Here is a 26770-nt window from a genome sequence, read left to right as displayed (position 1 = left end):
TCGGCGCCTGAGCCCGCCTCGCCAGGAGGTAGACTTGAACGAGGAGCGCGCGAGCCGCGCCCGCCTCACACTTCAGCCGCACTGAAACCGGAGTCACCTGTGCCCACGATTGTTGTTGATGTCATGCCCAAGGCCGAACTGCTCGACCCCCAGGGCAAGGCGACCACGGGCGCCCTCGCCCGCCTCGGTCACGGCAAGTTCGAGAACGTGCGCGTCGGCAAGCGCTTCGAGTTCACCGTCGAGGGCGATGTCACCGATGAGGTGCTCGCAGAGGTGCGCACGGTCGCCGACGAGATCCTCTCGAACTCGGTGATCGAAGACGTCGTGGCGATCAGCGTCGACGGCGAGGCCCGCTGATGGCGACCCGCATCGGCGTCGTCACCTTCCCCGGCTCCCTCGACGACCGCGACGCGCAGCGCGCGATCCGCATCGCCGGCGCCGAACCGGTCGCGCTCTGGCACGCCGACCACGACCTGCAGGGCGTCGACGCGATCGTGCTGCCCGGCGGCTTCAGCTACGGCGACTACCTGCGCCCCGGCGCGATCGCCGCGGTCTCGCCCATCATGAGCGAGGTCGTCGACGCTGCGAACAAGGGCATGCCCGTGCTCGGCATCTGCAACGGCTTCCAGGTGCTCGTCGAATCGCACCTGCTACCCGGCGGCCTGATCCGCAACGCGCACCAGCAGTTCATCCGCCGCGACCAGAAGCTCGTCGTCGAGAACGCCGACACCGCCTGGACGCACCTGTTCGAACCGGGCGAAGAGATCGTCATCCCGCTGAAGAACGGCGACGGCGGGTTCATCGCGAGCGTTGAAGACCTGAAGCGCCTCGAGGGCGAGGGCCTCGTCGCCTTCCGCTACCGCGGAGTGAACCCGAACGGCTCGCTCGACGACATCGCCGGCCTCACCAACGAGCGCGGCAACGTGGTCGGTCTCATGCCGCACCCCGAGCACGCGGTCGAGCCCGGCTTCGGCCCCGACATGCCCGCAGCCATGCGCTCAGGGGTAGACGGCCTGCGCTTCTTCGAGAGCGCCGTCGCAGCGCTCGCCGCACGGGTGTAACCCGCGCGCCGCGGCCGACGTCGACGAACGGGGGCCTGCAGGGATCATCGATCTCCGCAGGCCCCCGTTCCATTTCCCGGCGCACGGGCCGCGGAGTCACGGCCGGTAGTAGATCGCGACCCGCCGGCCCGCGTGCTCGACCACGTCGACCGGGGTCTCGAAGACCCGCTCGAGCACTTCCGAGGTGATGATCTCCTCGGGCGTCCCCGAAGCCACTACGCGCCCTTCCGCGAGCGCGACGATGCGGTCGGCGTAGGCCGCGGCGAAGTTGACGTCGTGGATGACGAGCACGACGGTCTTGCCGAGCGCGTCGGCGGCGGCGCGCACCTGCCCCATCATGGCGACTCCGTGGCGCATATCGAGACCGGTGAGAGGCTCGTCGAGCAGCACGTAGTCGGTGTCCTGCGCGAGCACCATCGCCACGAAGGCGCGCTGCCGCTGCCCGCCCGAGAGCTCGTCGATGAAGCGGTGCTCGAGGCCCGCGAGGTCGAGGAAGGCGATGGCCGCATGGATGGCGCGCTCGTCGGTCTCGGTGAGACGACCGGCGGAGTGCGGGAAGCGGCCGAAGGCGACGAGCTGGCGCACCGTGAGGCGTGCCATGAAGTGGTTCTCCTGCTTCAAGATCGATACGACCCTCGCGAGATCCTTCGACTTCGCCGACCGCACATCGAGGCCGCCGACCGTGACCCTGCCGCTGTCGGGTTCGAGCAGTCGGCCGATGATCGTGAGCATGGTCGACTTCCCGGCCCCGTTGGGGCCGATGAGCGCCGTCACTCCCCCGCGTTCGATCGTGAGGTCGACCGGCCCGAGCACGGGCCGTCCCGAGTAGACCTTCTCGACGCCCGCGAGGGCGATGCCCGGAGCAGCATCTGCGCGAGGCGCGGCGGCCGCAGCGGCTCCGACGACGGGCTCGGCGGATAGTTCGGAAGCGGTGCTCATCGGAGCCCCTTTCTCAGCAGGACGATCAGGAACAGCAGTCCGCCGGCGAACTCGATGATCACGGTGACGAGGCCCGCGGCGGCGAAGACGTGCTTGAGCACGAGGGTCGCACCGAGCAGGGTGACGAGGCCGATGCCGATCGCGAGCGGCACGATCTCGGAGTGCGCATCGCCTCGCGCGAACTGGTAGGCGAGGGTCGCCACGAGGAAGCCGTAGAACGTCATCGGGCCGACCATCGTGGCCGAGACGGAGACGAGAACCGAGACGAGCACGAGCACGATGACGACCTCGCGCCGGTAGTTCACCCCGAGGCTCACGGCGACGTCGCGACCGAGCGCGACCACATCGTAGCGACGGCGGCGCAGCCAGACGAACATCAGAATGGCGAGCACGATGACTGCGGCGATCGGCAGATAGCCGGGATTGGCCTTGCCGATGCTGCCGAAGAGCCTGGCGCTGAGCACGTCGAACTCGCTCGGTGTCAGCGTGCGCTGCATGAACGCCGAGATCGACCCGAAGCCGATGCCGAGCACCACCCCGACGAGCAGCAGCAGGTGCAGGTTCGCTCGCCTACCCGAGAACAGCCAGCCGTAGAGCAGCGAGGCGAACATCACCATGATGATGCTTTGCGCGATGATCTTCGGGATGCCCTCCATGCAGGCCGCGGCAGTGCCGAATACGAACACGAGCGCGGTCTGGATCAGCACGTAGAGCGCGTCGAAGCCGAGGATCGACGGCGTGAGGATGCGGTTCGAGGTCGCGGTGTGGAAGAGTACCGTCGCGAGCGACTGAGCGACCGCGACGAACGCGATCGTGCCGAGTGAGACGAGGCGGGTCCCGACGATGATCCAGAACCCGGGGCTGCCGGCGGGCGCAGGGTTGTCGATGACGAGGATCGCGACCGCGAGTGCGAGCGCGACCGCGTACACGATGATGATCGGCAGGGCTCTGCGCGAGCGACCGCACTGCGCTGCTGCAGGCGTCGGCGGGGCGCCCGTGCTGCTGAGATTGAGAATGCTGCTCATGGGCGTCACCCCAGGGTCTTCCGCTGGCGCAGCAGCAGTGCGATGAAGACGACCGAGCCGACGAGCCCGAGCACCATCGATACCGGGATCTCGAAGGGCATGATGACAGTGCGGCCAAGGAGGTCGCACGCGACGACGAGCGCGATGCCGCCGAGGCACACCCACGGCAGATTGCTGCGTACGTTGTCGCCACGGGCGAGCGAGACGATGTTCGGCACGACGAGGCCGATCAACGGCAGGAAGCCGACGACCACGGTGGTGACTCCGGCTGCGACCGCGACGAGCGCCGTGCCGCCGATGAGGATCGCTTCGTAGCGCACGCCCACGCTCGTGGCGACGTCCTTGCCCAGGCCGGCGACCGTGATGCGGTCGGCCATGACGAACACGAGCAGGGTGACGATCGCGACGACCCACAGCACCTCGTAGCGGCCGCGCACAACAGCGGTGAAGCTGCCCATGAACCAGGTACCGAGCATCTGCAGGAGGTTGAACTGCGCCGCGATGAAGGTCGTCAGCGAACTCACGACGGCGCCGAGCATGATGCCGATGAGCGGCACCACGAGCGTCGTACGGATCACGATGCGGCGCAGGATCAGCAGGAACGTCATCGCTCCGACGAAAGCGAAGACGCTCGCCACGATCATCTTGCCGGTCAGGCCGAGCCCGGGCACGACCAGTGTCGCGACGAGCAGGCCGAGCGCCGCCCATTCGGTGGTGCCCGAGGTCGTCGCATCGACGAAGCGGTTCTGCGTGAGCATCTGCATGACGAGACCGCTCGTCGCCATCGCGGCGCCGGAGAGCAGCAGGGCGATGGTGCGGGGCACGCGGGTGATCCAGAACATCTCGGAGCCGAAGTCGCTGCCGGCGACGTCGTAGACGCCGACCGCCAGCGACACCGCGAGCAGCGCCGCGACGAGCACGACGGCCGTCGCGAGCGCCCAGGGGCGGCGTCGCGGCGGCCGGGCTTCGGGGGCGATCGCCCGCCCCCGAAGCGTCATCGAGGTTTCCGAGGTCATGCGTCGGCGAACGCCGCCTGCAGCTGGTCGAACATCTCGATATAGGCCTGGATCCCTTCGGTGAGATAGAAGTTCGGGTCGAGGATCACGATCTGGTCCTGCTGCACTGCGGTGACGTTCTGCAGCGCTTCGCTGTGCTTGAGCAGTTCATCGGCCGGCTGGGAGCCCGCTTCGCGATCGGCCGGTGCGAAGGCCGCGTCCCGATCGAGCGCGACGATCCAGTCGGGGTTCGACTGCGCGATCGCTTCGACGCTGACCTCGTCGCCCTGGTGGTCGTCGGTCGCGCCTTCCACCTCGAGCGCCGGCTGCCAGCCGAGTGCCGGGAAGACGGGCCCGAGCGAGCGCCCCACCACGGGCGCGAGGTAGCCGATCTTGCCGGCGGAGGTATTGACCGCCATCACGGTCCCGTTGTCGCCGTACGCCTGCTTGGCGTCGGCGATCGAGGCGTCGAGGGCGTCGTTGAGGGCGGCGGCTTCTTCTTCATGGGCGAAGATCTCGCCCAGGATCTCGGTCTGCCGCTGCAGCTCCGAGAAACGGTCCTCGCCATCGCGCGGGTTGATCTCGATGACGGCCGCCTGCGGGTTCTGCTCTCTGATCTGCTCGTAGTAGTCGGCGAAACGGTAACCGGCGATGATGAGGTCGGGCTGCTCAGCGACGATGGTCTCGAGATCCGGCTCGCGATGGTTGCCGACGTTCGCGACCGCCTCGTCGTCGGTGTATTCGGGCCACACGTCGCCCATGACGTCCTTGGGCACGGCGGCGAGCTCGACCCCCCACTCGCTGAGCGTGTCGAAGGCGGTGTTGTCGAGGGCGACCACGGTCGCGGGGTTCACCGGGACGTCGATCTCGCCGTGGTTGTCGGTGATGGTGACGGTGCCGGCCTCGGCCGGCTCGGAGTTCTCGCTCGGTGCGCTGCCGGAACAGGAGGCGAGCAGCAGAGCCGCGCCCACGGCGAGCGCCGCCGCGGGAACGATGCGACGCGAACGACGGCTCGTCGGGTCGGCGCCGCTGCGGCTGGTGAACGGGCTGAGGGTCGGGCGAAGGCTCACTGTGGTTCCTCACGGGATCGGCTGACACGGAACAGCGTCGGCGGGGCGACCCGTATCGACGCTCCAATTAGCCTAGACTTACCTTCATCTGATGTTCAAATGATGAACGAAGAACCCCTGATGGTGTCGGAGTTTCGACCCCACGCAGCACCGCCCGCTCGCCTGGAGTGGACGAGCGGGCGGTGCGGTCGCGTTGACCGTTACCGCTGGGTCGCCGAGAAGTCGGGCTGCCCGTCGGGGCCCGCCGGCAGCGGGGTGCCGTCTGCGAACGTCGGCCACGGCAGCAGCGGCTGCGCGGCCTGGGCCTGGGCCTGGAACTGCGCGGCCTGCGCTTGAGCGATCTGCGCCTGCTGCACGCGGGCCTGCTCGGCCGCCGCCTGCTGCTGCAGGTGCTGGGCGGCGCGCGCCTCGCGCGCGGCGTCTCGGCGGTCGGCGCCGTAGAACCAGCGCAGCAGCAGCGTGATCGACAGCGCGAGCGCCGTGAGGATCAGCAGGGAGGTCGCGATGCGCCAGTACAGGTCGGGGATGGTGAGGTCGAACGCCTCGACGCCGACCGGTGCGGTGAAGAGAATGCCGCACAGCACCGCGAGCACGCTCGTGATGAAGGCGAAGCGGGTGACCGCCACCGGCTGCTCGTCGCTCGAACGCAAGAGCAGCTGGCAGCACAGAATCACGAGGCGGGTCGAGACGATGACGAACAGCGACTTCCAGAAGATCTCGAACATGAGCCCGAAGGGCGTGAAGCTCGTCATCCAGATGACGATGAGCAGCAGCGCCAGGATGTACGAGTTGGCGATGAGCGCGACCGGGGCGTACCACTCCGACTTCTGCTCGCGGCGCGTATCGAGCGCGGTGAACAGCACGAAGACGGCGAAGAGCGCGAAGGTCGAGAAGACGCGCTCGAACTTGCCCTCGAAGTCGCCGATGAACAGCAGCGAGATCGAGGCCACCGTGAGGCCCGCGAGCAGGATGATGCTGACCTTCAGGAAGGTCGAGAGCCTGCGCACCCCGGGCTGCTGCGCGCCGGGGTGCGTGCCGGGCTGCCCGACGGCGTGCGGGCCGGGCTGGGGGCCGGGCACCGGCTGACCGGTCGGCGCCTGCATGACGGGAGGATTCTGGTCGCTCATGCTGCAAGTCTTCCGTGTCTGCCTGTGAATCGCCACCCGCGGCGCGGCTCGCGGCACCTCCGCCGCGCGGCGACCGCCCTCCCGCGCAGCGAGCGGCGACCCGCCGCAGAACGGCGTAGACTGAAGCCTGCATGTTCTCGGCCGATTCGGCCGAACCCGATCCCTCACCAACGGAGCACATCGAGCGTGACTGACATCGCCGCAACCGGCCCCCGCCCCGATACCGTCGCCGACGCGATTGCGACGCCCGAGAAGGAGCAGCCGTACGGCGCGCTCGGCCTCAAGCCCGACGAGTACGAGCAGATCCGCGAGATCCTCGGCCGCCGCCCGACCTCGGGCGAGCTCGCCATGTACTCGGTCATGTGGTCCGAGCACTGCTCGTACAAGTCGTCGAAGACCTACCTGCGCCAGTTCGGGGGGAAGGTCAACGACAAGATGCGCGAGCGCCTGCTGGTCGGCATGGGACAGAACGCCGGCGTCGTCGACGTGGGCGAGGGCTGGGCGGTGACCTTCAAGGTCGAGAGCCACAACCATCCGTCGTACATCGAGCCGTTCCAGGGCGCTGCGACCGGCGTCGGCGGCATCATCCGCGACATCATCTCGATGGGCGCGCGCCCCGTCGCCGTGATGGATCAGCTGCGCTTCGGCGCCATCGACCACGCCGACACCGCCCGCGTGGTGCACGGCGTCGTCTCGGGCATCTCGTCGTACGCGAACTGCCTCGGCCTCCCGAACCTCGGCGGCGAGACCGTGTTCGACGGCGTCTACCAGGCGAACCCGCTCGTCAACGCCCTCGGCGTCGGCGTGCTGCGCCACGAGGACATCCACCTGGCGAACGCTTCGGGCCCCGGCAACAAGGTCGTGCTCTTCGGCGCGCGCACCGGCGGCGACGGCATCGGCGGCGCGTCGATCCTCGCATCTGACAGCTTCAGCGAGGGCGGCCCCACGAAGCGCCCCGCAGTGCAGGTCGGCGACCCGTTCGCCGAGAAGGTGCTCATCGAGTGCTGCCTCGAGCTCTACTCGGGCGGCCTCGTCGAGGCGATCCAGGATCTCGGCGCTGCCGGCATCTCCTGCGCGACGAGCGAGCTCGCCGCGAACGGCGACGGCGGCATGTTCATCGAGCTCGACAGCGTGCTGCTGCGCGACCCCTCGCTCACCGCCGAAGAGATTCTGATGTCGGAGAGCCAGGAGCGCATGATGGCCATCGTGCGCCCCGAGAAGCTTGACGAGTTCCTCGCCGTCACGGCGAAGTGGGAGGTCGAGACGAGCGTGCTCGGCGAGGTCACCGACACCGATCGCCTCGTCATCAACTGGCGCGGCGAGGAGATCGTGAACGTCGACCCGTCGACCGTCGCGGTCGACGGGCCCGTCTACGAGCGCCCCGTCGCCTGCCCGAGCTGGATCGACGCTCTGCAGGCCGACAGCGTGAACGCCGCCGGCCTCGCCCGCGCCGCGTCGGGCGAGGAGCTGCGCGACCAGCTCGTCGCCATCGCCGCTTCGCCGAACCAGGCCTCGGTCGACTGGGTGACCAACCAGTACGACAAGTATGTGCAGGGCAACACGGCGCTCGCGTTCCCCGACGGCGCCGGCATGATCCGCGTGAACGAGGAGTCGGGGCTCGGCATCGCGATCGCGACCGACGCCAACGGACGCTACTGCCAGCTCGACCCCTTCGTGGGCGCGCAGCTCGCCCTCGCCGAGGCGTACCGCAACGTCGCCACCTCGGGCGCCGTGCCCACGGCCGTCACCGACTGCCTGAACTTCGGCAGCCCCGAGAACCCCGAGGTCATGTGGCAGTTCTCGCAGGCCGTCGAGGGCCTGTCCGACGCGTGCCTCGCGCTCGAGGTGCCCGTCACCGGCGGCAACGTCTCGCTCTACAATCAGACCGGCGACACCCCGATCCACCCGACGCCCGTCGTCGGCGTGCTCGGCATCATCGACGACGTCGCACGCCGCATCCCGTCGGGCTGGCAGGATCAGGGCGAGCACCTGTACCTGCTGGGCGTCACCCGCGACGAGCTCGACGGCTCGGCATGGGCCGAGACGGTGCACGAGCACCTCGGCGGTCGCCCGCCCGTGGCGGACCTCGCTGCGGAGCGCTCGCTCGCCGAGCTGCTGCACGCGGCATCGCAGGGCGGCATCCTCTCGGGCGCGGTCGATCTGTCGGAGGGCGGCCTGGCCCAGGCGCTCACCGACGGCGCGCTGCGCTTCGGCGTCGGCGCCCGCGTGTGGATCGACGAGATCATGTCGCGCGACGGCGTCGACGCGACGGCGGCGCTCTTCTCGGAGTCGCAGGCGCGCGTGCTCGTCGCCGTGCCGCACGAGGAGGACGTGAAGTTCCGCGGTCTCTGCTCGGGCCGCGAGTTCCCGGTGCTGAAGATCGGCGTGACCGACGGCGCGGGCGAGAACGCCGCGATCGAGGTGCAGGATCGCTTCACGCTGCCCCTCGCCGAGCTGCGCGCCGCCTCGCAGGCGACGCTGCCCTCGTACTTCGGCAAGGTGGTCAGCGAAGAGGCGTAGCCTCTGCGCACTCCCCTTTCGACGTGCTGGGGGCCGGGGATCGGCGATCCCTGGCCCCCATCACGCATTTCGGGCCCGGTCGCACCCCGCCGCACCGCAGCTGGTCAGCAGATGCTCCCGGAACGCGAACGGCGAGCATCTACTGACGAGCTGCGCAGGGAACTGCGTGAAGAGCCTCGCGTCGGAGATCAGGTGCGCGGCGACGAGCACCCCGGCCCGGAGATTATTAGGCCGGGCGCTTCCCTCGTGGTGGTGGTGTTCGGCGGGAAGCGGCCCGGCCTAAGTCTGTGTGCGGAGCGTCAGCCGATGAGCGCCGGCTCCTCGGCATCGGCGCCGGCGGCGGTCGTCGCCGATCCCTCGCCCTCGACCTCGCCGTCGGCACCGGTAGCACCGCGGGCGATGCTGCCGCGGCTGAGCACCGTGTAGATGACCGCGCCGAGCACGGCGCCGATCAGCCAGGTGAAGGGCACGAGCGAGCTGAACACGGGGGCGAAGCTCACGATGATGGTGATGAGGCCCGTGATCGCGAGCGACCAGATCGCCTTGGGGTTATAGCCCTTGCGGTAGTGGTAGCGGCCGCGCGGGTCTTCGGTGAAGAGGTCGTCGGTGGTGAGGCGGCGGCGCTGGATCAGGTAGTAGTCGGCGACGATGATGCCGAACAGCGGGCCGATGAGCGCGCCGATCGAGCCGATGAGCTGGTTCACGATGACGGGGTTCGAGAACAGGTTCCACGGGGTGATGACGATCGACAGGATGCCGACGAGCGCGCCGGCCTTGCGGAAGGTGAAGAGCTTCGGCCACACGTTCATGAGGTCGTAGACGGGCGCGACGTAGTTGCAGATGATGTTGACGCCCGCGGTCGAGATGCTGATCGCGATGATCGCGACGAGCAGCAGGGTGATGCTGTCGATGTCGGCGAGCAGGGCGATGGGGTCGTGGATGGCCTCGCCGTAGACCTCGACCGAGGCGAGCGCGATGACGACCGAGACGATGCCGAACGCCGAGGCGTTGAGCAGCAGGCCGTAGGCGTTGCCCGTGCGCACCGACTTCTCACTGGGGGCGTTGCGGGTGAAGTCCGAGAAGTTGAGCGAGGGGCCCGCGAAGTACGAGACGACGATGAACGCGGAGGCGAGGATGCCGTAGATCTGCATGCCGGCGCTGGGCGTGAAGTCGGTGAGCGAGACGCCGAGGTCGATGTTCCAGTCGGCGCGGGCGAGCATCCAGATCGCGAGGGCGAGCAGGGCGACCCAGATGGTGGGGCCGGCGAAGTCGGAGAGCTTGCGCACCGATTCCATGCCCATCATGAGCACGAGCAGTTGGAGGCCCGAGAGCGCGACGAAGCAGATCCAGCCGAGGGCCGAGAGCCCGAGGAACGAGGTCTCGGCGAGCGGTGCGGTGGCGGGCACGACCTTCATGAGCAGCAGCATGATCGCGGCTGAGGCGAGGTAGGTCTGGATGCCGTACCAGAAGACCGCCACGATGGCGCGGATGATGGCGGGGATATTCGCACCGAAGACGCCGAACGCTCCGCGCGCGAACACGGGGAAGGGCACCTTCTCGCGCTGGCCGGCGACGCCGGTGAGGTTGTTCACGAGGTAGAGCACCGCGACGCCGATGACGAACGCGAAGATGAGCTGCCAGCCGGTGATGCCGAACATGAACAGGCCGATGGCCATGGTGTAGCCGCCGAGGCTGTGCCAGCCCGACATCCACCAGTTGAAGAGGTTGCGCGCCTTCCAGCTGCCGGTCGCCGATTCGGGCGCCAGGTCTTTGTTGTACAGCCGCTCCGAGCGCTGCTTCGGCGCCTGCGTTGCTGTCTGCTCCACTGCGGACAAGAGATCTCCTCGGGACTCGCCCGCGCCCACCTTCGGACGCGCCGGGGTACGGTTCGCCGCGAGTCGCACGTGGTGACCGCGTCGTCATCGGAACCCATATTGAAAATTCTGAAATTGCCTACCGAGGTCATCTTCTTCCTCGATGACGGCCTCGGTGACATCGTATGGGCGCTCGTGCCCCGTGCGCCAACGGAAATAACTGAAATGGCTCATCGAGAGAATCGATGAGCAGTGATTACAGCAACGCTTTTCGGGTTGAGCAGTGCGTGAGGGATCACCGACCGCCCGCATTCGCGATCACGGCGCCCCGCCGGCCCCCTGCTGCCGCTGACGATACAGCCCCTCGCAGACCTCGGCGAACGCCCGAGCGCGACGCGTCAGGCGCATCTGCCCGGGCCAGGCGAGCACGACCTCGATCGGCGGAAAGTCGTCGGTGAGGGGCAGCGAGGCGGTGAGCGCGCCGGCGTAGGTCTGCGGCACGTGCCACTGGTTCAGCAGGGTATAGCCGTGCCCCATGCCGACGAACGAGCGCACCGTCTCATAGCCGGTGAACGAGTGCCGCAGCTTCGGCCGCACCCCGGCGATGCCGAACAGGTCTTCGTAGTACTTGCGGGAATGCGGCAGGTCGAGCCTGATGTAGGGCTCATCGGCGAAGTCGGCGAGACTCACCGATCTGCCGCGCCGTGCGGCCGCGTGTTCGGCCGAGACGAGCACGTGCGGGGGCACCTGATCGAGCAGACGCGCCTCGAACTCGGGGCCGAGCCCGTGCGCGTACATGAGCGCGATCTCGCACTCGCCGCTGAGCAGCGCCGTCTGCAGAGTGGCGAGGTCGGCCTCGAAGAAGTCGACCTGCACCTCGGGGTACTGCTGTTCGAATTCGACGAGGATGCCGGGCAGGCGGAACGGGGCGATCGGCGCGTAGATGCCGACCCGCACCGACCCGGTCAGCGCATTGCTCACGCCCTGCGCCGAAGCGTAGAGCGCGTCGGCGTGGTCGAGGAACGCGCTGTTCTCGGCGGCGAGGCGCCGACCGGCCGACGAGAGCACGAGCGTGCGATTGGGCTGCCTGATGAAGAGCTGCACCCCGAGCGACTCCTCGAGCAGCCCGAGGGCAGTCGAGACGGTCGACTGCGCCACGTTCAGGCGCGCCGCGGCCTCGGTGATGCTCTCGCAGTCGGCAACGGCCTCGAAGTAGCGCAGCTGCGCGAGGGTGAATGCGCGGGTCATGCTGCACATTCTGGCACGGGTCGTGCAGCGCAGGGCGCCCTGCGGCCGCGGTTACCCGCCGAGGCGGTCGAGCAGCAGCACCGATGAGAGGATCGTCAGCCGCTCCCCCATGAGCGGCCCGCCGATCGCGGCCTCGCAGCGCTGGATGCGGCTGTAGAGCGTCGGCCGGCTGATGTTCAGGTAGCGCGCGAGCTCGGTCTTGTTCTCGCCCACGGCGACGTACGCCTCGACGAGGTCGCGCATCTCGGGCCCGTCTTCACCGCGGAAGAGGGCCAGGTGGTGGTCGAGGTACCAGTCAGCGCGGCCCGGCGCCGCGGTGGGCGGCAGCAGCTGCACGAGCAGACCGGCGAGCCCGAGGTCGGCGACGCGCCAGAACCCCTTCTCGCGCACGGACTCCGCGGGCGCGTAGCGGGCGCCCGAGGAGCCTCGGCGCACGCTCAGCCGCGCACCGGCCTCGGCGACCGCGGCGGCGCTCTCGAGGGCGGCGGGAATGTCTCGCCAGAGCACGCGGTCGCGCCCGTTCACCGTGCCGACGCCGACGGTGTAGCTCGGCACGATCTCGTAGCTGCGACGTCTCGCCGCCTCGTCGCGCACGGCCGCGCAGAACCGCTCGGGCGCGTTCTGCGGCAGGATGACGGCGAGCTCGGTGCCCGTGTGGTTGCCGATGAGCGCCGGTAGCCGCAGGCTGTGGCTCGCCGCGCGGATGAGCGCCGAGAGCACCTGGGGGTGCTGGTTGGTGACGTGCTTGGCCGCATCGACGCGGAACACCATGGCGGTGAGGAAGCCCGCGCCGGTGCCCGCCTCGGGGAGGCCTGCGGTCGAGGGCAGACCGAGCGCTGCGGCGCGCTCGATCGTCTCGTCGTCGCTCAGCCCGCTCGACGATGAGAGGTCTTCGAGCAGGTTGGTCGTCGCCCGCCCGAGCGGGTCGCGCAGACGCAGCGTCTCGCTGTGGATCTCGATGTCGTTGACCATCAGGTCGCGCTGCACCGACTCGGTGATGCGCACGAAGCGCACCTCGCGCCGGAACAGGAAGATGGGGAGCTTGCCGGCCTGGAACTTCTCGCGCTCGGTGGCGACCTCTCGGATCGCGGAGATGAGGTGGCGGCGATTCGAGAACACCTCGACCATGAGCGCGGCGGCGCCGACGTAGTCGAGGTCGTTCAGGAACTCGTGGAGCGCACCGGCCGGGTCGGGGTGGTTCTCGTCGATGCCGCCGAGCGTCGACAGCACGAGCTCGCCGCCGTAGAGCATGTTGCCCGGGTGCGGGATGCCGATGACGTGCGCCCAGCGCACGGGCACGTCGAGGGGCGTCGAGGGGGTCAGCAGTTCGGGCTCCCCCGCGGCGATGGCCGACATGTCGAGCACATCCTCGAGGGTGAAGCTCGCCGAGGCTGACGAGTTGGCGTTCACAGGGCGAGCCTATCGGCCGCTTTACAAATTGCAAAGCGGCGCGATCAAGGCCCGACAGGGATCACGCAGCCGGGCTATGCCCGGGGCTGCCATCGCAACAACAGCAAAGTTGCCTCAATGTCGTTTTGAAGCAACTTTACGGCGAGAAAGTTTCATCAATAACAGCGGGGCACCCCGAACGAGGAAAGCGCCTGCAGACTGGCGCTACCGCTAGCACAGCCTGTGACAGATGAGTCAGTGCGAGAGGAGCGACGATACCCGCGCGATGATCTGCGCGTTCAGCTCGTCGGCCGGACGCGCCGCGTCGAGCACGAGGAAGCGGTCGGGCTCGGCCTGCGCGAGGCTTCTGAACCCCGCGCGCACGGCGGCGTGGAATTCGGCCGCCTCGGCCTCGAGCCGATCCGCTTCGCCGCCCCGAGCCCTGCGGCGCTCGGCCGCCGTCTCGGGGTCGATGTCGAGCAGCACCGTCAGATCGGGAGAGAGCCCCTCGGTCGCCCATTCGCTCAACCGGCGCACGTCGTCGACGTCGAGCACACGACCGGCGCCCTGGTAGGCGAGCGACGAGTCGATGTAGCGATCCTGCACCACGACCGCGCCGCGCTCGAGCCCGGGCCGCACGACCTTGGCGACGTGCTGGGCGCGATCGGCGGCGTAGAGCAGGGCCTCGGCGCGGGCGTCGACCGCGCCGATCTCATCGCCGCCGTGCAGCAGCAGGCGCCGCACTTCGACGCCGAGGCGGGTGCCGCCCGGCTCGCGGGTGCGTACCACCTCATGGCCGCGCTCTGCGAGCCAGACCTCGAGCAGCTCGGCCTGGGTGGTCTTGCCCGCGCCGTCGCCGCCCTCGAGCGTGATGAAGAGACCGGTCATGCGTCGGCGGCTCCGGCGGCCGCCTCGGCGGCCTTCTTCGCGGCATTCGCCTTGCGGGTCTCGGCCGCCTTCTTCGCCGCAGCCGAGCGCGCCGGATCGACGGCTTTTTTCGCCGCGGTCTTCTTCGCCGCGGGCTTCTTGGCCGCAGGCTTCTTCGCGGCCGCCTTGCGGGCCGGCGCCTTCTTCTTCGCGGGGCCCTTCGCCCGCTTGATGGCCAGCAGCTCGACGGCGCGCTCGAAGGTGATGTCTTCGACGCTGTCGCCGCGGGGAATGGTCGCGTTCATCTCGCCGTCGGTCACGTACGGGCCGAAGCGGCCGTCGCGTACCTTGATCGGCTTGCCGCTCACGGGGTCGGCGTCGAACTCCTTGAGGGCGCTCGAGGCGCGACGGGCGCCGTACTTCGGCTGCGCGAAGAGCTCGAGCGCGCCGGCGAGATCGATCGAGAAGATCGCGTCCTCGCCGGGCAGCGACCGGGTGTCGGTGCCCTTCTTCAGGTAGGCGCCGTAGCGGCCGTTCTGCGCGGTGATCTCGGCGTTCGATTCGGGGTCGACGCCGACGATGCGGGGCAGCTCGAGCAGCGCGACGGCGGTGTCGAGGTCGACGGTCGCCGGGTCCATGCTCTTGAAGAGCGACGCTGTGCGGGCCTTCACGCCCTTCGGCAGCTCTTCGCCCTCGTCGGGCAGCTCGGTCACGTAAGGGCCGAAGCGGCCGTTCTTCGCGACGATGCGCTTGCCCGTGCTCGGGTGCAGGCCCACGACGCGGTCCTCTGCCGGCTCGGCGTCGGCCAGCTCGTGCGCCTTTTCGGGGGTGAGCTCGTCGGGCGCGAGGCCGTCGGGGATGTTGACGCTGCGCGGCTTCAGCGCGCCGTCTTCGCCGACCTCGGACTTCTCGTCGAACACTTCGAGGTAGGGGCCGTACTTGCCGTTGCGCAGCGAGATCGAGTCGTCGATCTTGATCGTGTTGATCGCGCGCGCGTCGATCTCTCCGAGGTTGTCGACGACGCCGCGCAGACCGGGGTGCGAGTCGGTGCCGAAGTAGAACTCGCCGAGCCACTTCGAACGCGCTTCTTCACCTGCGGCGATGCGGTCGAGGTCGTTCTCCATCTCGGCAGTGAAGTCGTAGTCGACGAGGGCGCTGAAGTGCGCTTCGAGCAGGCGCACGACCGAGAAGGCGATCCAGCTCGGCACGAGGGCCTGCCCCTTCTTCGTGACGTAACCGCGATCCATGATGGTGCTGATGATGGCGGCGTAGGTCGAGGGCCGGCCGACGCCGAGGTCTTCGAGCCGCTTCGTGAGGCTCGCCTCGGTGTAGCGCGGCGGCGGGCTGGTCTCGTGCCCCTTCGCCTCGGCCTCGGAGACGGCGAGGCCCTGACCGGCGACGAGCTGTGGCAGCGCCACGTTCTGGTCGGAGCCCTGCTTGTCGCCCCGCTTCTCGTCGCGCCCCTCTTCGTAGGCGAGCAGGAATCCGGGGAAGGTGATGACGGTGCCGCTGGCGGTGAACTCGGCGGTGACCGTACCCCCGTTCTCGGCGACCGGGGCAGAGAGCGTGACGGTGTCGGTCGAGCCCTTCGCGTCGGCCATCTGGCTCGCGACGGTGCGCTTCCAGATCAGTTCGTAGAGCGCGTACTCGCCCTGCGTCAGGCGGCCCTTGAGTTCGCTCGGGCGCTGGAACACGTCGCCCGCGGGGCGGATGGCCTCGTGCGCCTCCTGGGCGCCCTTCGCCTTGCCGGTGTACACGCGCGGCTTGTCGGGCACGGTCTGCGCGCCGTAGAGCGCTGCGGCCTGCGAGCGCGCGGCCGAGATCGCCTGCTTCGAGAGCGTCGGCGAGTCGGTACGCATATAGGTGATGTGTCCGTTCTCGTACAGCGACTGCGCGAACGACATCGTCTGGCGCGAGCTGTAGCGCAGCTTGCGCGAGGCCTCCTGCTGCAGCGTGGAGGTCGTGAACGGCGCTGCCGGTCGGCGCGTGTGCGGCTTCGTCTCGACGCCGACGACCGAGGCGCGGCCCTGCTCGGCGAGGTCGGCGGCGATGGCGCGAGCGCGCTCGGCGCTGAGCATCAGCACGCCCGCTTTCTCGGCCTTCTGCGTGAGCGCGCCGTCGTCGCCGAAGTCGCCGCCGGTGGCGAGGCGCTGCGCGTCGAGGCGCACGAGGCGCGCTGCGAACGCGGTCGTATCGGCCGCATCGGCCGCGGGCGTGAAGGTTGCGGTCAGATCCCAGTATTCGGCGGTGCGGAAGGCCAGCCGCTCGCGCTCGCGCTCGACGACGAGGCGGGTCGCCGCCGACTGCACGCGGCCCGCCGAGAGTCGGGGCGCGACCTTGCGCCAGAGCACCGGCGAGATGTCGTAGCCGTAGAGGCGGTCGAGGATGCGACGGGTCTCCTGCGCGTCGACGAGCGCGATGTCGAGGTCGCGCGTGTTGGCCTTCGCCTCTTCGATCGCATCCTTGGTGATCTCGTGGAACACCATGCGGCGCACCGGCACCTGGGGCTTCAGCACCTCGAGCAGGTGCCACGCGATGGCTTCGCCCTCGCGGTCCTCATCAGTGGCGAGCCAGAGCTCGTCCGCTCCCTTCAGGGCCCGCTTGAGTTCGGAGACCGTCTTCTTCTTGTTGTCGTTCACGACATAGTAGGGAGTGAAGCCGTTGTCGACGTCGACTGCGAATTTGCCGAAGGCGCCCTGCTTGAGCTCGCTCGGCAGCGCCGAGGGCTCGGCGAGGTCGCGGATATGGCCGACCGATGCGATCACTTCATAGTCGTCACCGAGATAGCCACTGATCGTCTTCGCCTTGGTCGGCGACTCGACGATTACGAGTTTCTTCGCGCCCGCCACGGGTCTCCTTCAATAAGAATGAATGAAATCGGTGCCGACTGCACCTGAAGCCGTGCGGGGCCGCTGGGTCACCCTGAGGATCTCGCGGGGCCGGCCGACTGTTCTGCACCGACACGATACACAGTATGACGTAAAAAACCCTCCTCGATCTCACATGGCTCGCGCTGCGGATCTTCAGGGCGGTCCCAGATATTCGTACGGATCGATATCGGCGGACGCGTTGCTCGGGGTCGACGACAGAGTGAAATGGGAGTGGATTCCCGAGGTGCATCCGCTCATCCCGGCGGCCGCGACGGCCTGACCGGCGAGCACCGGGCTGCCCGCGCGCACGCCGAGGGATTCGGGCGAGCCCGGCGCGATGTGGTTGTGCGAGCTGTACACCTTTCTCCCGGCGACGTCGTGGGCGATGACGACCGTGTGGTTGGTGCCGCGCCACCACTCCGGGTTCGACCGGCATGCCGCCGGAACACCGCCGCCGTCGCCGCCCACCCGCACGACGGTGCCGTCGTAGGGCGCGTAGAGCAGGCCGTCGTCGCCGACCGCGAGATCGATGGCCGTGCCGTCGTGGTGGCCCTGGGTGACGGCGCGCGCCCCGGAGGGCCAGGCCCACCCGTTCGCCCCCGGCACCCCGGCCAGCACGATAGCGGGGCCCGCCTCCGGCGCGGCGCGCGCCCGGGCCAGTACGCCGCCGAGCACGGTGCCGATGCGCACGGTGACGCGGGCCTCGCCGCGCAGCGCATCGACGTCGCACGCATAGATGCTCGTGCCGACGGCGGCCGCGACCTCCGCCGCGACCTCGCACGGCTCGGCGACGAGGAACCCGTTCACCGCGTCGGCTGCGGCGAGCGCCGCTGCATCGGCGGCGCCGGCGGCGCGGTGCCGGGCCTCGAGGTGCGCCCCGGCGGAGAGCACGGGGAGACCGAGCACGAGCACGGCGAGGGCGCACGAGAGCGCTGCGGGTGTACTCAATCGTTGGCCCCTTTCTCTGTATATTTCTTCGCGGGCAGTTCGGCCGCAGCCGCTTCAGTCGTCGATCGCGGCGACGTCGCTGACCGCCGCGCACGACGCCCCGCGCACCGTGATCGACGAGAGCGGGCCGCCGATCGGCGCCGCGGCGAGCGCGACGCAGTGCAGGCCCTGCTCGGTGGTGCGCTCGATCGTCACGCCGGTGCCGAGCCGTTCGAGGGCCGGTGCCGCGGATTCGCCGCGCGCTTCGAGGCGGGCGGCGTCCGCGGCGGCCGAAACGAGCACGATGCGGTGGGCGGCGAGCGCGACGCCGCCGATGACGAGGCCGAGCACCACCAGCACGGCGGGCAGCACGATCGCGAACTCGGCGGTCGCCGTGCCGCGGTCGTCGTGCCGCAGCGCAGGCCGCGCGGGCTGCCGGGGGTCGGGGTTCGGCCTCGTCGTCGGGTCACCCGGCGGCACCGAGCGCATTCTCGACCAGTTGCACGAGCATCGCGCGAATCTCGCTCGAGCGCATGATCGCGACGAGGAGGCCGGCGAACGCGACGGCCGCCATGATCACGATGGCGTACTCGGCGGTCACTGCGCCGCGTTCGTCTCGGCGCAGGCTGCGTCGCGGTGCCGCGAATGGAATCGGGGCGACGGCGGCCGCGGCACCGCCCACGCCGCCGGTGTCGGCCGTAGCGACGGCGAGGGCGGTTCGTCGTGCGGCCCTGGCCGGGTGCCCGTCGGCGACCGGCTCGCCGACGGCGGCGCCGCGATCGGAGACGAGATGGAGTTTGCTGGTCATCGGTGTCTTCCCTTCGTCGGGCACGGCGCCGGCGCTCGCCGGTCGAACCATGCTGCGCAAGCGGTGCGGCGAAGGGAAGCCGGTTTCCGCGATTGTGGACAAGCTCTGCCGGGATCACGATGCGCGACGGTTGGGGAGGAAGGTCGGTCGCGCGCTCGGTCGGATCTGAGAGATCAGTCGGACGTTTCGGCCCATTCCCATCCGAACGAGCTCTCGAATCCGAGCGAGCCCGCACCGCACTACCCGACCCCGCCGAGCATCGACAGCAGCACGGGCATGACGCCGAGCGCGATGAAGGCGGGCAGCACGCACACGCCGAGCGGTACGAGCACGCGCACGCCCAAGCGCTCGGCCTCGCTCTCGAGGTCGGCGAGGGCCCGGCCGCGCACGGCCTCGGCCTCCTCGAGCAGCAGCGTCGCGACGGGCACTCCGGCGCGCGCTGCTCCGGCGAGCGTGCGCCGCAGCGGCCGCCCGGCGCACAGCTCGTCGAACCTCACCCAGGCGACCCGCAGATCCGACACGCAATCGGCGACGCGCACGAGCGCCTCCCCCGGGCCGGCGCCTCCCGAGAGCACGATCCAGACGAGCTCGAACTCGACGGCCGCGACGCGATCCCGGTCGGCGACCGTGCGCGTGAGCGAGCGCGCCCAGGCGATGCCCGCGACCAGCAGCGCCGTGCCCACCGCGAGCAGCAGGGCACCCGCGGGGCCGACGAGCACCGGTATCGGATCGAATCCGAGTGCGGCGCCGAGCAGCAGGGCGAGCGGGGGCAGCGACGCCACCATGCGCACGGTCATGCGCGGCCCGGCGAGGAGCGTCGCACGGCGCCCCCGCATGCGCACGAGATCGTGCAGCGCCGCCGAGATGCGTTCGAGGGCCGGGGCGAGCGGCGCACCGCTGCGCTCGGCAAGAGTCCAGGCCGCGGCGACGAGCCGCCAATCGGGGTCGGCCGTCGCCGCGCGGAGCGCCTCGGCCGCCGATGCGCCTCGATCGAGGTGGCCGATGAGCTCGATCGGCGCTCCGGGCGTCTCCAATGCGGCTGCGCGGAGAGCCCGGTCGGGAGCGAGCCCGCCCCGCAAGAGCACCGCGCAGCGGCCCGCGAACTCTGCGGCGGCGAGAGCGCCCCCGCGCGCATCGGCGGGCCCGGCACGAGCCCGCACGGCCCGCATGGCCCGCACCAGGCCGCACACGGCACCGCTCTGCACCACGCTGTCACTCCCCGTCACGGCCGATCGAGCCGGCCGACGACCCACCGGATGAGCCGCCCGACGAACCGCCGAACGATCCGGCCGCACCCACGGCACGGATCGCGAGCCCACCGCGTTCGAGCACGGGCCGCCCGACGGCGGCGACGCGGTGCCCGAGCGGGCCGCGCTCGAGATGCACGACGAGGTGCAGGGCTGCGACGACCTGCCGCGCGGTCGCATCGGCGTCGAGCCCTGCGAGCGCGCCGAGCGCCTCGAGCCGGGCGGGCACATCGGCGAGCGCGCTCGCGTGCAGCGTACCGGCCCCGCCATCGTGGCCCGTGTTGAGAGCGGTCAGCAGCGTCATCACTTCGGCGCCGCGGCACTCGCCGAGTACGATGCGGTCGGGCCGCATGCGCAGCGCCTCGCGCAGCAGCCGGTCGAGCGAGACCTCGCCCGCGCCTTCGCTGTTCGCCTGCCGGGCCTCGAGCGCGATGACGTGCCGGTGCTGCAGGCGCAGTTCGGCGACGTCTTCGATCGAGATGATGCGCTCGCCTGCCCCGGCGAGGTCGAGCAGCGCCCCGAGCACCGTGGTCTTGCCGCTCGCGGTCGCGCCGGTGATCAGCAGGTTGCGGCGGGCGGCGACGGCCTCGGCGAGCAGCCGCGCGACGCCCGCGGTGCACAGCCCGGTCGCGACGAGCTCCGAGAAACCGAGCGGCGCGGGCCGCGGCACGCGGATCGAGACCGCCGCGCCCGAAACGGCGACGGGCGGCAGCACGGCGTGCACGCGGATGCCGTCGCCGAGCCGCGCATCGGCGAAAGGGTGCAGCTCGTCGAGGTGACGCCCGCCCGCCGCGATGAGGGCGACGCCGAGCCGCGAGACGGCGTCGGGCTCGGCATGCCAGCCGCGCATCTGCTGCAGCCCGGCGCCGCGGTCGAGCCACAGCTGCGCTTCGCCGCCGCGCGCCTGCAGCAGCAGGTCGCGCAACTCGGGGTCGTCGAGCAGGGGCAGCAGGCCGCCGAATGCGCGCCGGGCGCGCAGGTCGAGGGCGGCGGTGCGGATCCCTGTCGAGGCCATGACCCCAGCCCACCGGGTTTCGGCCGATCTGTCGCCCCCTGAACCGCGAATGTGAATAAGTCGCCCGAAAATCACGAAAACGACGGCCTGTGAGCGACGAGACAACCGATTCGCACATCGGTAGCGCCCGAATCGCTCGAAACAGCAGGTCTCACCGCCCGGTCACCGCCGAGATGCGCCGCGAGCATGGGAACGGGCGGGTTTCGCGAAACGCATCAGGTATACCCTGAAGAGTGCCCAGGCTTCGTCACAGCAGACGAATCATCACGATGAAGATTGGATAACGACGTCCACATGAGCGATCAGCATGGCACCATCGAGAGCTACCCGCTCGACAGCGAGACCTACCCGCCGTCGGCAGAGTTCAAGGCAGCGGCGAATCTCACCGACCCGTCCGTGTACCCGCGCGCAGCCGAAGACCCCGAGGGGTACTGGGCCGAGCAGGCCGAGAAGCTCGCCTGGACCAAGCCGTTCGAGGAGATCCTGGACTGGTCGAACCCGCCGTTCGCGAAGTGGTTCCAGGACGGCGAGCTGAACGTCGCCGCGAACTGCCTCGACCGGCACATCGCGAACGGTCTCGGCGATCGGGTCGCGTTCTACTTCGAGGGCGAGCCCGGCGACACCCGCACCATCACCTACGCGGAGCTCACGAGCGAGGTGAAGCGCGCCGCGAACATGCTCACGAGCCTCGGCGTGAAGGCCGGCGACCGCGTCGCGATCTACCTGCCGATGATTCCCGAGGCCGTCATCGCGATGCTCGCCGTCGCCCGTCTGGGTGCGGCGCACTCGGTCGTGTTCGGCGGGTTCAGCGCCGAGAGCCTGCGCGCCCGCATCGAAGACGCGGCCGCCGAGGTCGTCATCACCGCCGACGGCGGCTACCGCAAGGGCCGCGTGTCGGCGCTGAAGCCGACGGTCGACGACGCGCTGCGCGAAGACGGCCACCCCGTGCGCAAGGTGCTCGTCGTCAGGCGCTGCGAGAACGACGTCGAGATGGTCGACGGCCGCGACCTGTGGTGGCACGACGAGATCGTCACCTACGACGACCAGCACGAGGCGAAGGGCTTCCCGGCCGAGAACCCGCTGTTCATCCTGTACACCTCGGGCACCACCGGCAAGCCGAAGGGCATTCTGCACACAAGCGGCGGCTACCTCACCCAGGTCTCGACGACGCACCGCGACGTGTTCGACCTGAAGCCCGAGACCGACGTGTACTGGTGCACCGCCGACATCGGCTGGGTCACCGGCCACAGCTACGTCGTCTACGGGCCCCTCGCGAACGGCGCCACGCAGGTCATCTACGAAGGCACCCCCGAGACCCCCGATTGGGGCCGCTGGTGGTCGATCATCGAGAAGTACCGGGTGTCGCTGTTCTACACCGCCCCGACCGCGATCCGCGCGTGCATGAAGGTCGGCCGGCAGATTCCCGAGCAGTACGACCTGTCGTCGATCCGCGTACTCGGCTCGGTGGGCGAGCCCATCAACCCCGAGGCGTGGCGCTGGTACCGCGAGGTCATCGGCTCGGGCACCGCCCCCATCGTCGACACCTGGTGGCAGACCGAGACCGGCGCGTTCATGATCGCCCCGCTGCCCGGCATCACGGCGCTCAAGCCCGGCAGTGCGCAGGCGGCCCTGCCCGGCATCGACGTGAATATCGTCGATGACGAGGGCAACCGCGTCGATCGCGGCCAGGGCGGCCTGCTCACGATCCGGCGGCCGTGGCCGGCGATGGTGCGCACGATCTGGGGCGACGACCAGCGCTTCATCGACACGTACTGGGCGAAGTTCGGCGACCAGTACTTCGCCGGCGACGGCGCCCGCGTCGACGAGGACGGCGATATCTGGCTGCTCGGCCGCGTCGATGACGTCATGAACGTGTCGGGCCACCGTCTCTCGACGGCCGAGATCGAGTCGTCGCTCGTGGCGCACAACGCGGTCGCCGAGGCCGCGGTCGTGGGCGCGAGCGATGAGACGACCGGTCAGGCCGTCGTCGCGTTCGTGATTCTGAAGTCGCAGCAGACGCTGGTCACGCCCGAAGAGGCCGAGGTCGAGCTGAAGAAGCACGTCGCCGGGCAGATCGGCGCGATCGCGCGCCCCCGCCAGGTGTTCGTGGTGACCGAGCTGCCGAAGACCCGCTCGGGCAAGATCATGCGCCGCCTGCTGAAGGATGCGGCCGAGGGCAAGGTCATCGGCGACACCACGACGCTCGCCGACACGATGGTGATGCAGACCATCTCCGACCGGGTCAACGCCGAGAAGAACGCCCGGGGCTGACGGGCGCCGCTGCAATGCGCTGAGGGCCAGGGATCGCCGATCCCTGGCCCTCGATCATGTCTTGCGCGGTATGGCGCAGTCGGCCACTCGGAACACGAACTCGATCTCGACGGGCGCGCTGGAGCTCAGAGCGAGGCCCATTTCTGGGCCTCGCCGCGACGCCAGCGCAGAGGCTGTCTCGGCCTCTGTCGGAACCGTGATCAGTCGGCCACCCGGAACACGAACTCGATCTCGACGGGGGCGTCGAGCGGCAGCACCGCGACGCCCACGGCCGAGCGCACGTGGATGCCGAGGTCGCCGAAGACGCGGCCGAGGAAGACGGAGGCGCCGTTGGCGACCGCGGCCTGGCCGGTGAACGACGGGTCGGAGGCGACGAACGCGGTCACCTTCACGACCTGGCTGATCTTGTCGAGCGAGCCGAGCACGCCGCGCGCCGCTGCGAGACCGTTCAGCGCGCACAGGCGCGCGAGCTCCTCCGCCTGCTCGGCCGAGACGAGCCCCTCGCCGTCGCCGACCTTGCCGGTGAGAGGCAGCTTGCCGTCGACGACGGGCAGCTGGCCGGCGGTGTAGATGTAGTCGCCGTCGCGCAGCGCGGGCACGTACGCCGCGACGGGGGCCGCGACCTCCGGCACCTCGTAGCCGAGCTCCTTCAGGCGTGCTTCGATGACTGACATATCAGGCTTTCCTCTTCTTCATGTATGCGACGTTGCCGCCGGCGGGGCCTTCGATGATCTGCACGAGCTCCCAGCCCTGGGCGCCCCAGTTGTTGAGAATCTGGGCCTCCTTGTGCAGCAGCAGCGGTGTGACGAAGTACTCCCAGACGGAGCCCTCGGACGAATCGCTCACGTGCGATCTCCTCTCGAATTCGGTGCGGCCGGTGGGTGCGCGAAGCGACCCGAACGGCAGGGCAGAGGCATGCGCTGCGGAATATTTCCAGCAACGTCGCCTAGTCTTGATTCTATGACCCCACAGACATCCAAGTCTTCGCGCGTGCGCACTTTCAAGCCGCGCAGCGCAGGTGGAGCCCTCGGAGGCATCATCGGAGCCGTCGCCATGAGCGCGGTCGCAGGCATTCTGATCACCGCAGCGGTGACCCCCGTGGTCGCGGTGAGCGGGGCCGCGGCGTCATCGGCCGTCAAGATCTTCCAGGATCTTCCCGACCACCTGAACCCCGGCCGTCTCGCCGAGCCGTCGACGATCTATGCGACAGGCGCGGATTCAACGGTCTACCCGATCGCGACGTTCTACGACCAGGACCGCGAGATGGTCGCGTGGGACGACATCTCGCAGTACGTGAAGGATGCAGCGGTCGCCGAGGAGGACCCGCGCTTCTACACGCATGGCGGCGTCGACGCCCTCGCGACGACGCGTGCGGCCCTGCAGAACGCGGTCGGCACCGGCTTCTCGGGCGCCTCGACCATCACCATGCAGTACGTGCGCAACGTGCTCATCCAGGATGCGATGTCGATTGCCGATGAAGAGAAGCGCGACGCGGCCTACGACGACGCGATGCGTCAGGACATGGACCGCAAGCTCAAGGAGATGAAGCTCGCGCTCGGGGTCGAGAAGAAGTACACCAAGGACGAGATTCTGCTCGGCTACCTGAACATCGCCCTCTTCGGCCGCCAGATCTACGGCATCGAGTCGGCGGCGCAGTACTTCTACGGCAAGAGCGCGAAAGATCTGTCGCTCGCCGAGTCGGCGAGCCTCGTCGCGACGGTGAACAACCCGTCGAAGCTGCAGATCGACCTGCCCGAGAATCTCGAGGCGAACAAGCAGCGCCGCGACAAGATTCTCGGCAGCATGCTCAATCACGGCCGCATCACCCAGGCGCAGTACGACGAGGCGGTCGCGACCGAGATCGCGCCGCAGATCACGCCGCGCATCCAGGGCTGCGCCGCTGCCGAGACGAACTACGGCCTCGGCAACTTCTGCGACTACGTGCAGCGCTACATCAAGCACGACCCGAACTTCGGCGACACCCAGGCCGAGCGCGAATTCAACTTCAGCCGCGGCGGCTACGACATCTACACGACCATCGACCTCGATATCCAGGCGGCCGGCACCGAGGCCATGCGCGGCACCGTGCCCTCGTACATGGACGGCATCAACGTCGGCGGCGCGAGCGTCAGCACCGAGGTCGGCACCGGGCGCGTGCTCGCCATGGTGCAGAACCGGCTGTACAGCAATGACCCCGCAGTGACCGAGTCCGACCCGAACTTCACCGCGATCAACTACAACACCGATTTCGACTACGGCGGCTCGAACGGCTTCCAGGTCGGTTCGACCTTCAAGTCGGTGACTCTCGCCGAGTGGATCCGCACCGGGCACTCGGTGCGCGAGGTCGTCAACGTCAACGGCCGCACGGTGCAGGAGAACTCGTTCCGGGCATCGTGCATGCCCGACGGGGTCTACGGCTTCGGCTCGTTCGCGTTCACGAACGACAACGAGGGCACGAAGGGCAACCAGCCCGTGCTCACCGCGATCGCCAACTCGGTCAACGGCGGTCTCGTCTCGATGCAGCAGAAGATGGATCTCTGCGAGACCTTCGCGACGGCGAAGAAGCTCGGCATCCACCGCGCCTCGCCCCAGACGAACCCCGACCTGCCGAACTACGACACCACCGAACTCACCATGGTGCCGTCGAACGTGTACGGCGGCATCGACGAGATCGCCCCGATCACCATGTCGCTCGCCTTCGGCGCCTACGCCGGCAACGGCACCGTCTGCACGCCCGTGCCGATCGACTCGATCATCGGGCCCGACGGCGAACCCGTGCCGTTCAAGAAGGCGGACTGCACCGAGGCGCTGCAGCCCGAGGTCGCAGCCGGCGTCGCGTACGCCCTGCAATACACCGTGAACAACGGCCTCGCACGCCACGCTTCGTCGGCCTACGGCATTCCGCATCTCGCGAAGACCGGTACGACCGATGACGTCGTCGACAACTGGACGGTCGGCGCGAGCAGCCGCGTCGCGACCGCGACGTGGGTCGGCAACGCCGGCCCGGTACAGTTCCCGGACGGCACTTGGAGCCGCGTCTCGACGCAGCCCTTCGGCGGCCTTATGTACGCCGACCAGACGATCTGGCCGGCCATGATGAACGTCGCAGACGCGAAGTACGGCGGCGAGGCGTTCCCCGAGCCGTCCTCTGCGGCGACCCGCGTGACGATGGTGGCCGTGCCCGATCTCAAGGGGCAGACCTTCGAAGAGGCGTCGGCGACGCTCACGCAGCTCGGCTTCTCGCCGGTCGACGGCGGCGAAGTCTCGTCGTCGGTGCCGCAGGGCCGCGTGGCCGCCACCAGCCCCGCGGGCGGCGATGAAGCGCCCCTCGGTTCGGGCATCAGCATCTACCGCAGCGACGGAAAGGCGCAGCCCGTGCCCGACGTCATCGGCTCGAGCTTGAAGGATGCGCAGAAGAAGCTCGAGGGCTCCGGCTTCGACGTCAACGCCAGCTGTGCTGCCGGTGACAAGAAGCCCGGCGGCAACGACAAGGTGACCGCGATGGACCCGGCAGCCGGCACCGAGCTGGCCCCGACGAGCATCATCTCGCTCACCGTGGATTGCAGCTAGGCGCACG

Annotated in this window: 22 protein-coding genes; 5 read left to right on the top strand and 17 right to left on the bottom strand. The window is 69.4% G+C overall.

Features of this window, described 5'->3' with window-relative positions; all coding sequences use genetic code 11:
* Positions 1 to 99 precede the first annotated feature (99 nt).
* Complete coding sequence (gene purS, locus ACUYTF_RS07425; RefSeq protein WP_434141694.1) at positions 100 to 357, top strand: phosphoribosylformylglycinamidine synthase subunit PurS; 258 nt, start codon at positions 100 to 102, stop codon at positions 355 to 357.
* Entirely contained in the window at positions 357 to 1061 is a 705-nt protein-coding gene (purQ, locus tag ACUYTF_RS07420) for a phosphoribosylformylglycinamidine synthase subunit PurQ (protein WP_434141695.1), read from the top strand. The genes purS and purQ overlap by 1 nt, the downstream gene beginning before the upstream one ends.
* Before the next feature lie 96 nt (positions 1062 to 1157).
* Here the strand turns inward: purQ and ACUYTF_RS07415 are convergent, their stop codons facing one another.
* The 5 genes from ACUYTF_RS07415 to ACUYTF_RS07395 form a co-directional block, all read right to left on the bottom strand.
* Positions 1158 to 2000, bottom strand: a complete 843-nt coding sequence (locus ACUYTF_RS07415; protein ID WP_434141696.1) for an ATP-binding cassette domain-containing protein — start codon at positions 1998 to 2000, stop codon at positions 1158 to 1160.
* Complete coding sequence (locus ACUYTF_RS07410; protein ID WP_434141697.1) at positions 1997 to 3025, bottom strand: iron chelate uptake ABC transporter family permease subunit; 1029 nt, start codon at positions 3023 to 3025, stop codon at positions 1997 to 1999. The genes ACUYTF_RS07415 and ACUYTF_RS07410 overlap by 4 nt, the downstream gene beginning before the upstream one ends.
* A gap of 5 nt (positions 3026 to 3030) precedes the next feature.
* On the bottom strand, positions 3031 to 4041 hold the full coding sequence (locus tag ACUYTF_RS07405; protein ID WP_434141698.1) for an iron chelate uptake ABC transporter family permease subunit: 1011 nt from the start codon (positions 4039 to 4041) through the stop codon (positions 3031 to 3033).
* Positions 4038 to 5015 (bottom strand): ABC transporter substrate-binding protein, encoded by a 978-nt coding sequence (locus ACUYTF_RS07400; RefSeq protein ID WP_434142179.1) that lies wholly within the window; start codon positions 5013 to 5015, stop codon positions 4038 to 4040. Before ACUYTF_RS07400 ends, ACUYTF_RS07405 begins: the two co-directional genes overlap by 4 nt.
* Before the next feature lie 275 nt (positions 5016 to 5290).
* The gene (locus ACUYTF_RS07395) at positions 5291 to 6217 is read right to left on the bottom strand and encodes a hypothetical protein (protein WP_434141699.1); all 927 of its coding nucleotides are present in this window, start codon (positions 6215 to 6217) and stop codon (positions 5291 to 5293) included.
* 186 nt (positions 6218 to 6403) lie between these two features.
* On the opposite strand from ACUYTF_RS07395, the gene purL reads away from it, so the two are divergent.
* A complete protein-coding gene (gene purL, locus ACUYTF_RS07390) occupies positions 6404 to 8737 on the top strand; it encodes a phosphoribosylformylglycinamidine synthase subunit PurL (RefSeq protein WP_434141700.1) in 2334 nt (777 codons plus the stop codon).
* Positions 8738 to 9036: 299 nt separating this feature from the next.
* Here the strand turns inward: purL and ACUYTF_RS07385 are convergent, their stop codons facing one another.
* The 10 genes from ACUYTF_RS07385 to ACUYTF_RS07340 form a co-directional block, all read right to left on the bottom strand.
* Positions 9037 to 10563, bottom strand: coding sequence for an NCS1 family nucleobase:cation symporter-1 (locus tag ACUYTF_RS07385; protein WP_434141701.1), 1527 nt, complete (start codon positions 10561 to 10563; stop codon positions 9037 to 9039).
* A 306-nt stretch (positions 10564 to 10869) separates the two neighbouring features.
* Complete coding sequence (locus tag ACUYTF_RS07380; RefSeq protein WP_434141702.1) at positions 10870 to 11799, bottom strand: LysR substrate-binding domain-containing protein; 930 nt, start codon at positions 11797 to 11799, stop codon at positions 10870 to 10872.
* Between the two features lie 51 nt (positions 11800 to 11850).
* Positions 11851 to 13209, bottom strand: a complete 1359-nt coding sequence (locus ACUYTF_RS07375; protein WP_434141703.1) for a PucR family transcriptional regulator ligand-binding domain-containing protein — start codon at positions 13207 to 13209, stop codon at positions 11851 to 11853.
* Between the two features lie 234 nt (positions 13210 to 13443).
* Positions 13444 to 14076 (bottom strand): dTMP kinase, encoded by a 633-nt coding sequence (tmk, locus tag ACUYTF_RS07370; RefSeq protein ID WP_434141704.1) that lies wholly within the window; start codon positions 14074 to 14076, stop codon positions 13444 to 13446.
* The gene (gene topA, locus ACUYTF_RS07365) at positions 14073 to 16904 is read right to left on the bottom strand and encodes a type I DNA topoisomerase (protein WP_449279565.1); all 2832 of its coding nucleotides are present in this window, start codon (positions 16902 to 16904) and stop codon (positions 14073 to 14075) included. The genes tmk and topA overlap by 4 nt, the downstream gene beginning before the upstream one ends.
* 174 nt (positions 16905 to 17078) lie before the next feature.
* On the bottom strand, positions 17079 to 17873 hold the full coding sequence (locus tag ACUYTF_RS07360) for an Rv3654c family TadE-like protein (RefSeq protein WP_434141706.1): 795 nt from the start codon (positions 17871 to 17873) through the stop codon (positions 17079 to 17081).
* 54 nt (positions 17874 to 17927) lie between these two features.
* Positions 17928 to 18332: a TadE/TadG family type IV pilus assembly protein gene (locus tag ACUYTF_RS07355; RefSeq protein WP_434141707.1), complete on the bottom strand. Its 405-nt coding sequence runs from the start codon at positions 18330 to 18332 to the stop codon at positions 17928 to 17930.
* Complete coding sequence (locus ACUYTF_RS07350; protein ID WP_434141708.1) at positions 18319 to 18660, bottom strand: DUF4244 domain-containing protein; 342 nt, start codon at positions 18658 to 18660, stop codon at positions 18319 to 18321. Before ACUYTF_RS07350 ends, ACUYTF_RS07355 begins: the two co-directional genes overlap by 14 nt.
* Before the next feature lie 239 nt (positions 18661 to 18899).
* Entirely contained in the window at positions 18900 to 19868 is a 969-nt protein-coding gene (locus tag ACUYTF_RS07345) for a type II secretion system F family protein (RefSeq protein WP_434141709.1), read from the bottom strand.
* A gap of 4 nt (positions 19869 to 19872) precedes the next feature.
* Positions 19873 to 20922, bottom strand: coding sequence for an ATPase, T2SS/T4P/T4SS family (locus ACUYTF_RS07340; protein WP_434141710.1), 1050 nt, complete (start codon positions 20920 to 20922; stop codon positions 19873 to 19875).
* 294 nt (positions 20923 to 21216) lie between these two features.
* Between ACUYTF_RS07340 and acs the strand changes: the two genes are divergently transcribed.
* Positions 21217 to 23193: an acetate--CoA ligase gene (gene acs / locus ACUYTF_RS07335; protein WP_434141711.1), complete on the top strand. Its 1977-nt coding sequence runs from the start codon at positions 21217 to 21219 to the stop codon at positions 23191 to 23193.
* Positions 23194 to 23393: 200 nt separating this feature from the next.
* Here acs and ACUYTF_RS07330 read toward each other — a convergent pair whose 3' ends face one another.
* Positions 23394 to 23867: a RidA family protein gene (locus ACUYTF_RS07330; protein WP_434141712.1), complete on the bottom strand. Its 474-nt coding sequence runs from the start codon at positions 23865 to 23867 to the stop codon at positions 23394 to 23396.
* A 1-nt stretch (position 23868) separates the two neighbouring features.
* Positions 23869 to 24039, bottom strand: a complete 171-nt coding sequence (locus tag ACUYTF_RS07325) for a DUF4177 domain-containing protein (RefSeq protein ID WP_434141713.1) — start codon at positions 24037 to 24039, stop codon at positions 23869 to 23871.
* A gap of 114 nt (positions 24040 to 24153) precedes the next feature.
* Here ACUYTF_RS07325 and ACUYTF_RS07320 point away from each other — a divergent pair, with 114 nt between their 5' ends.
* Positions 24154 to 26763, top strand: a complete 2610-nt coding sequence (locus tag ACUYTF_RS07320; RefSeq protein WP_434141714.1) for a transglycosylase domain-containing protein — start codon at positions 24154 to 24156, stop codon at positions 26761 to 26763.
* Positions 26764 to 26770: the final 7 nt, after the last annotated feature.

The organism is Leucobacter sp. GX0328 (assembly GCF_053567315.1).
Note: the sequence above shows the minus strand (reverse complement) of the source record. Positions and strands in the feature narration are given on the sequence as shown.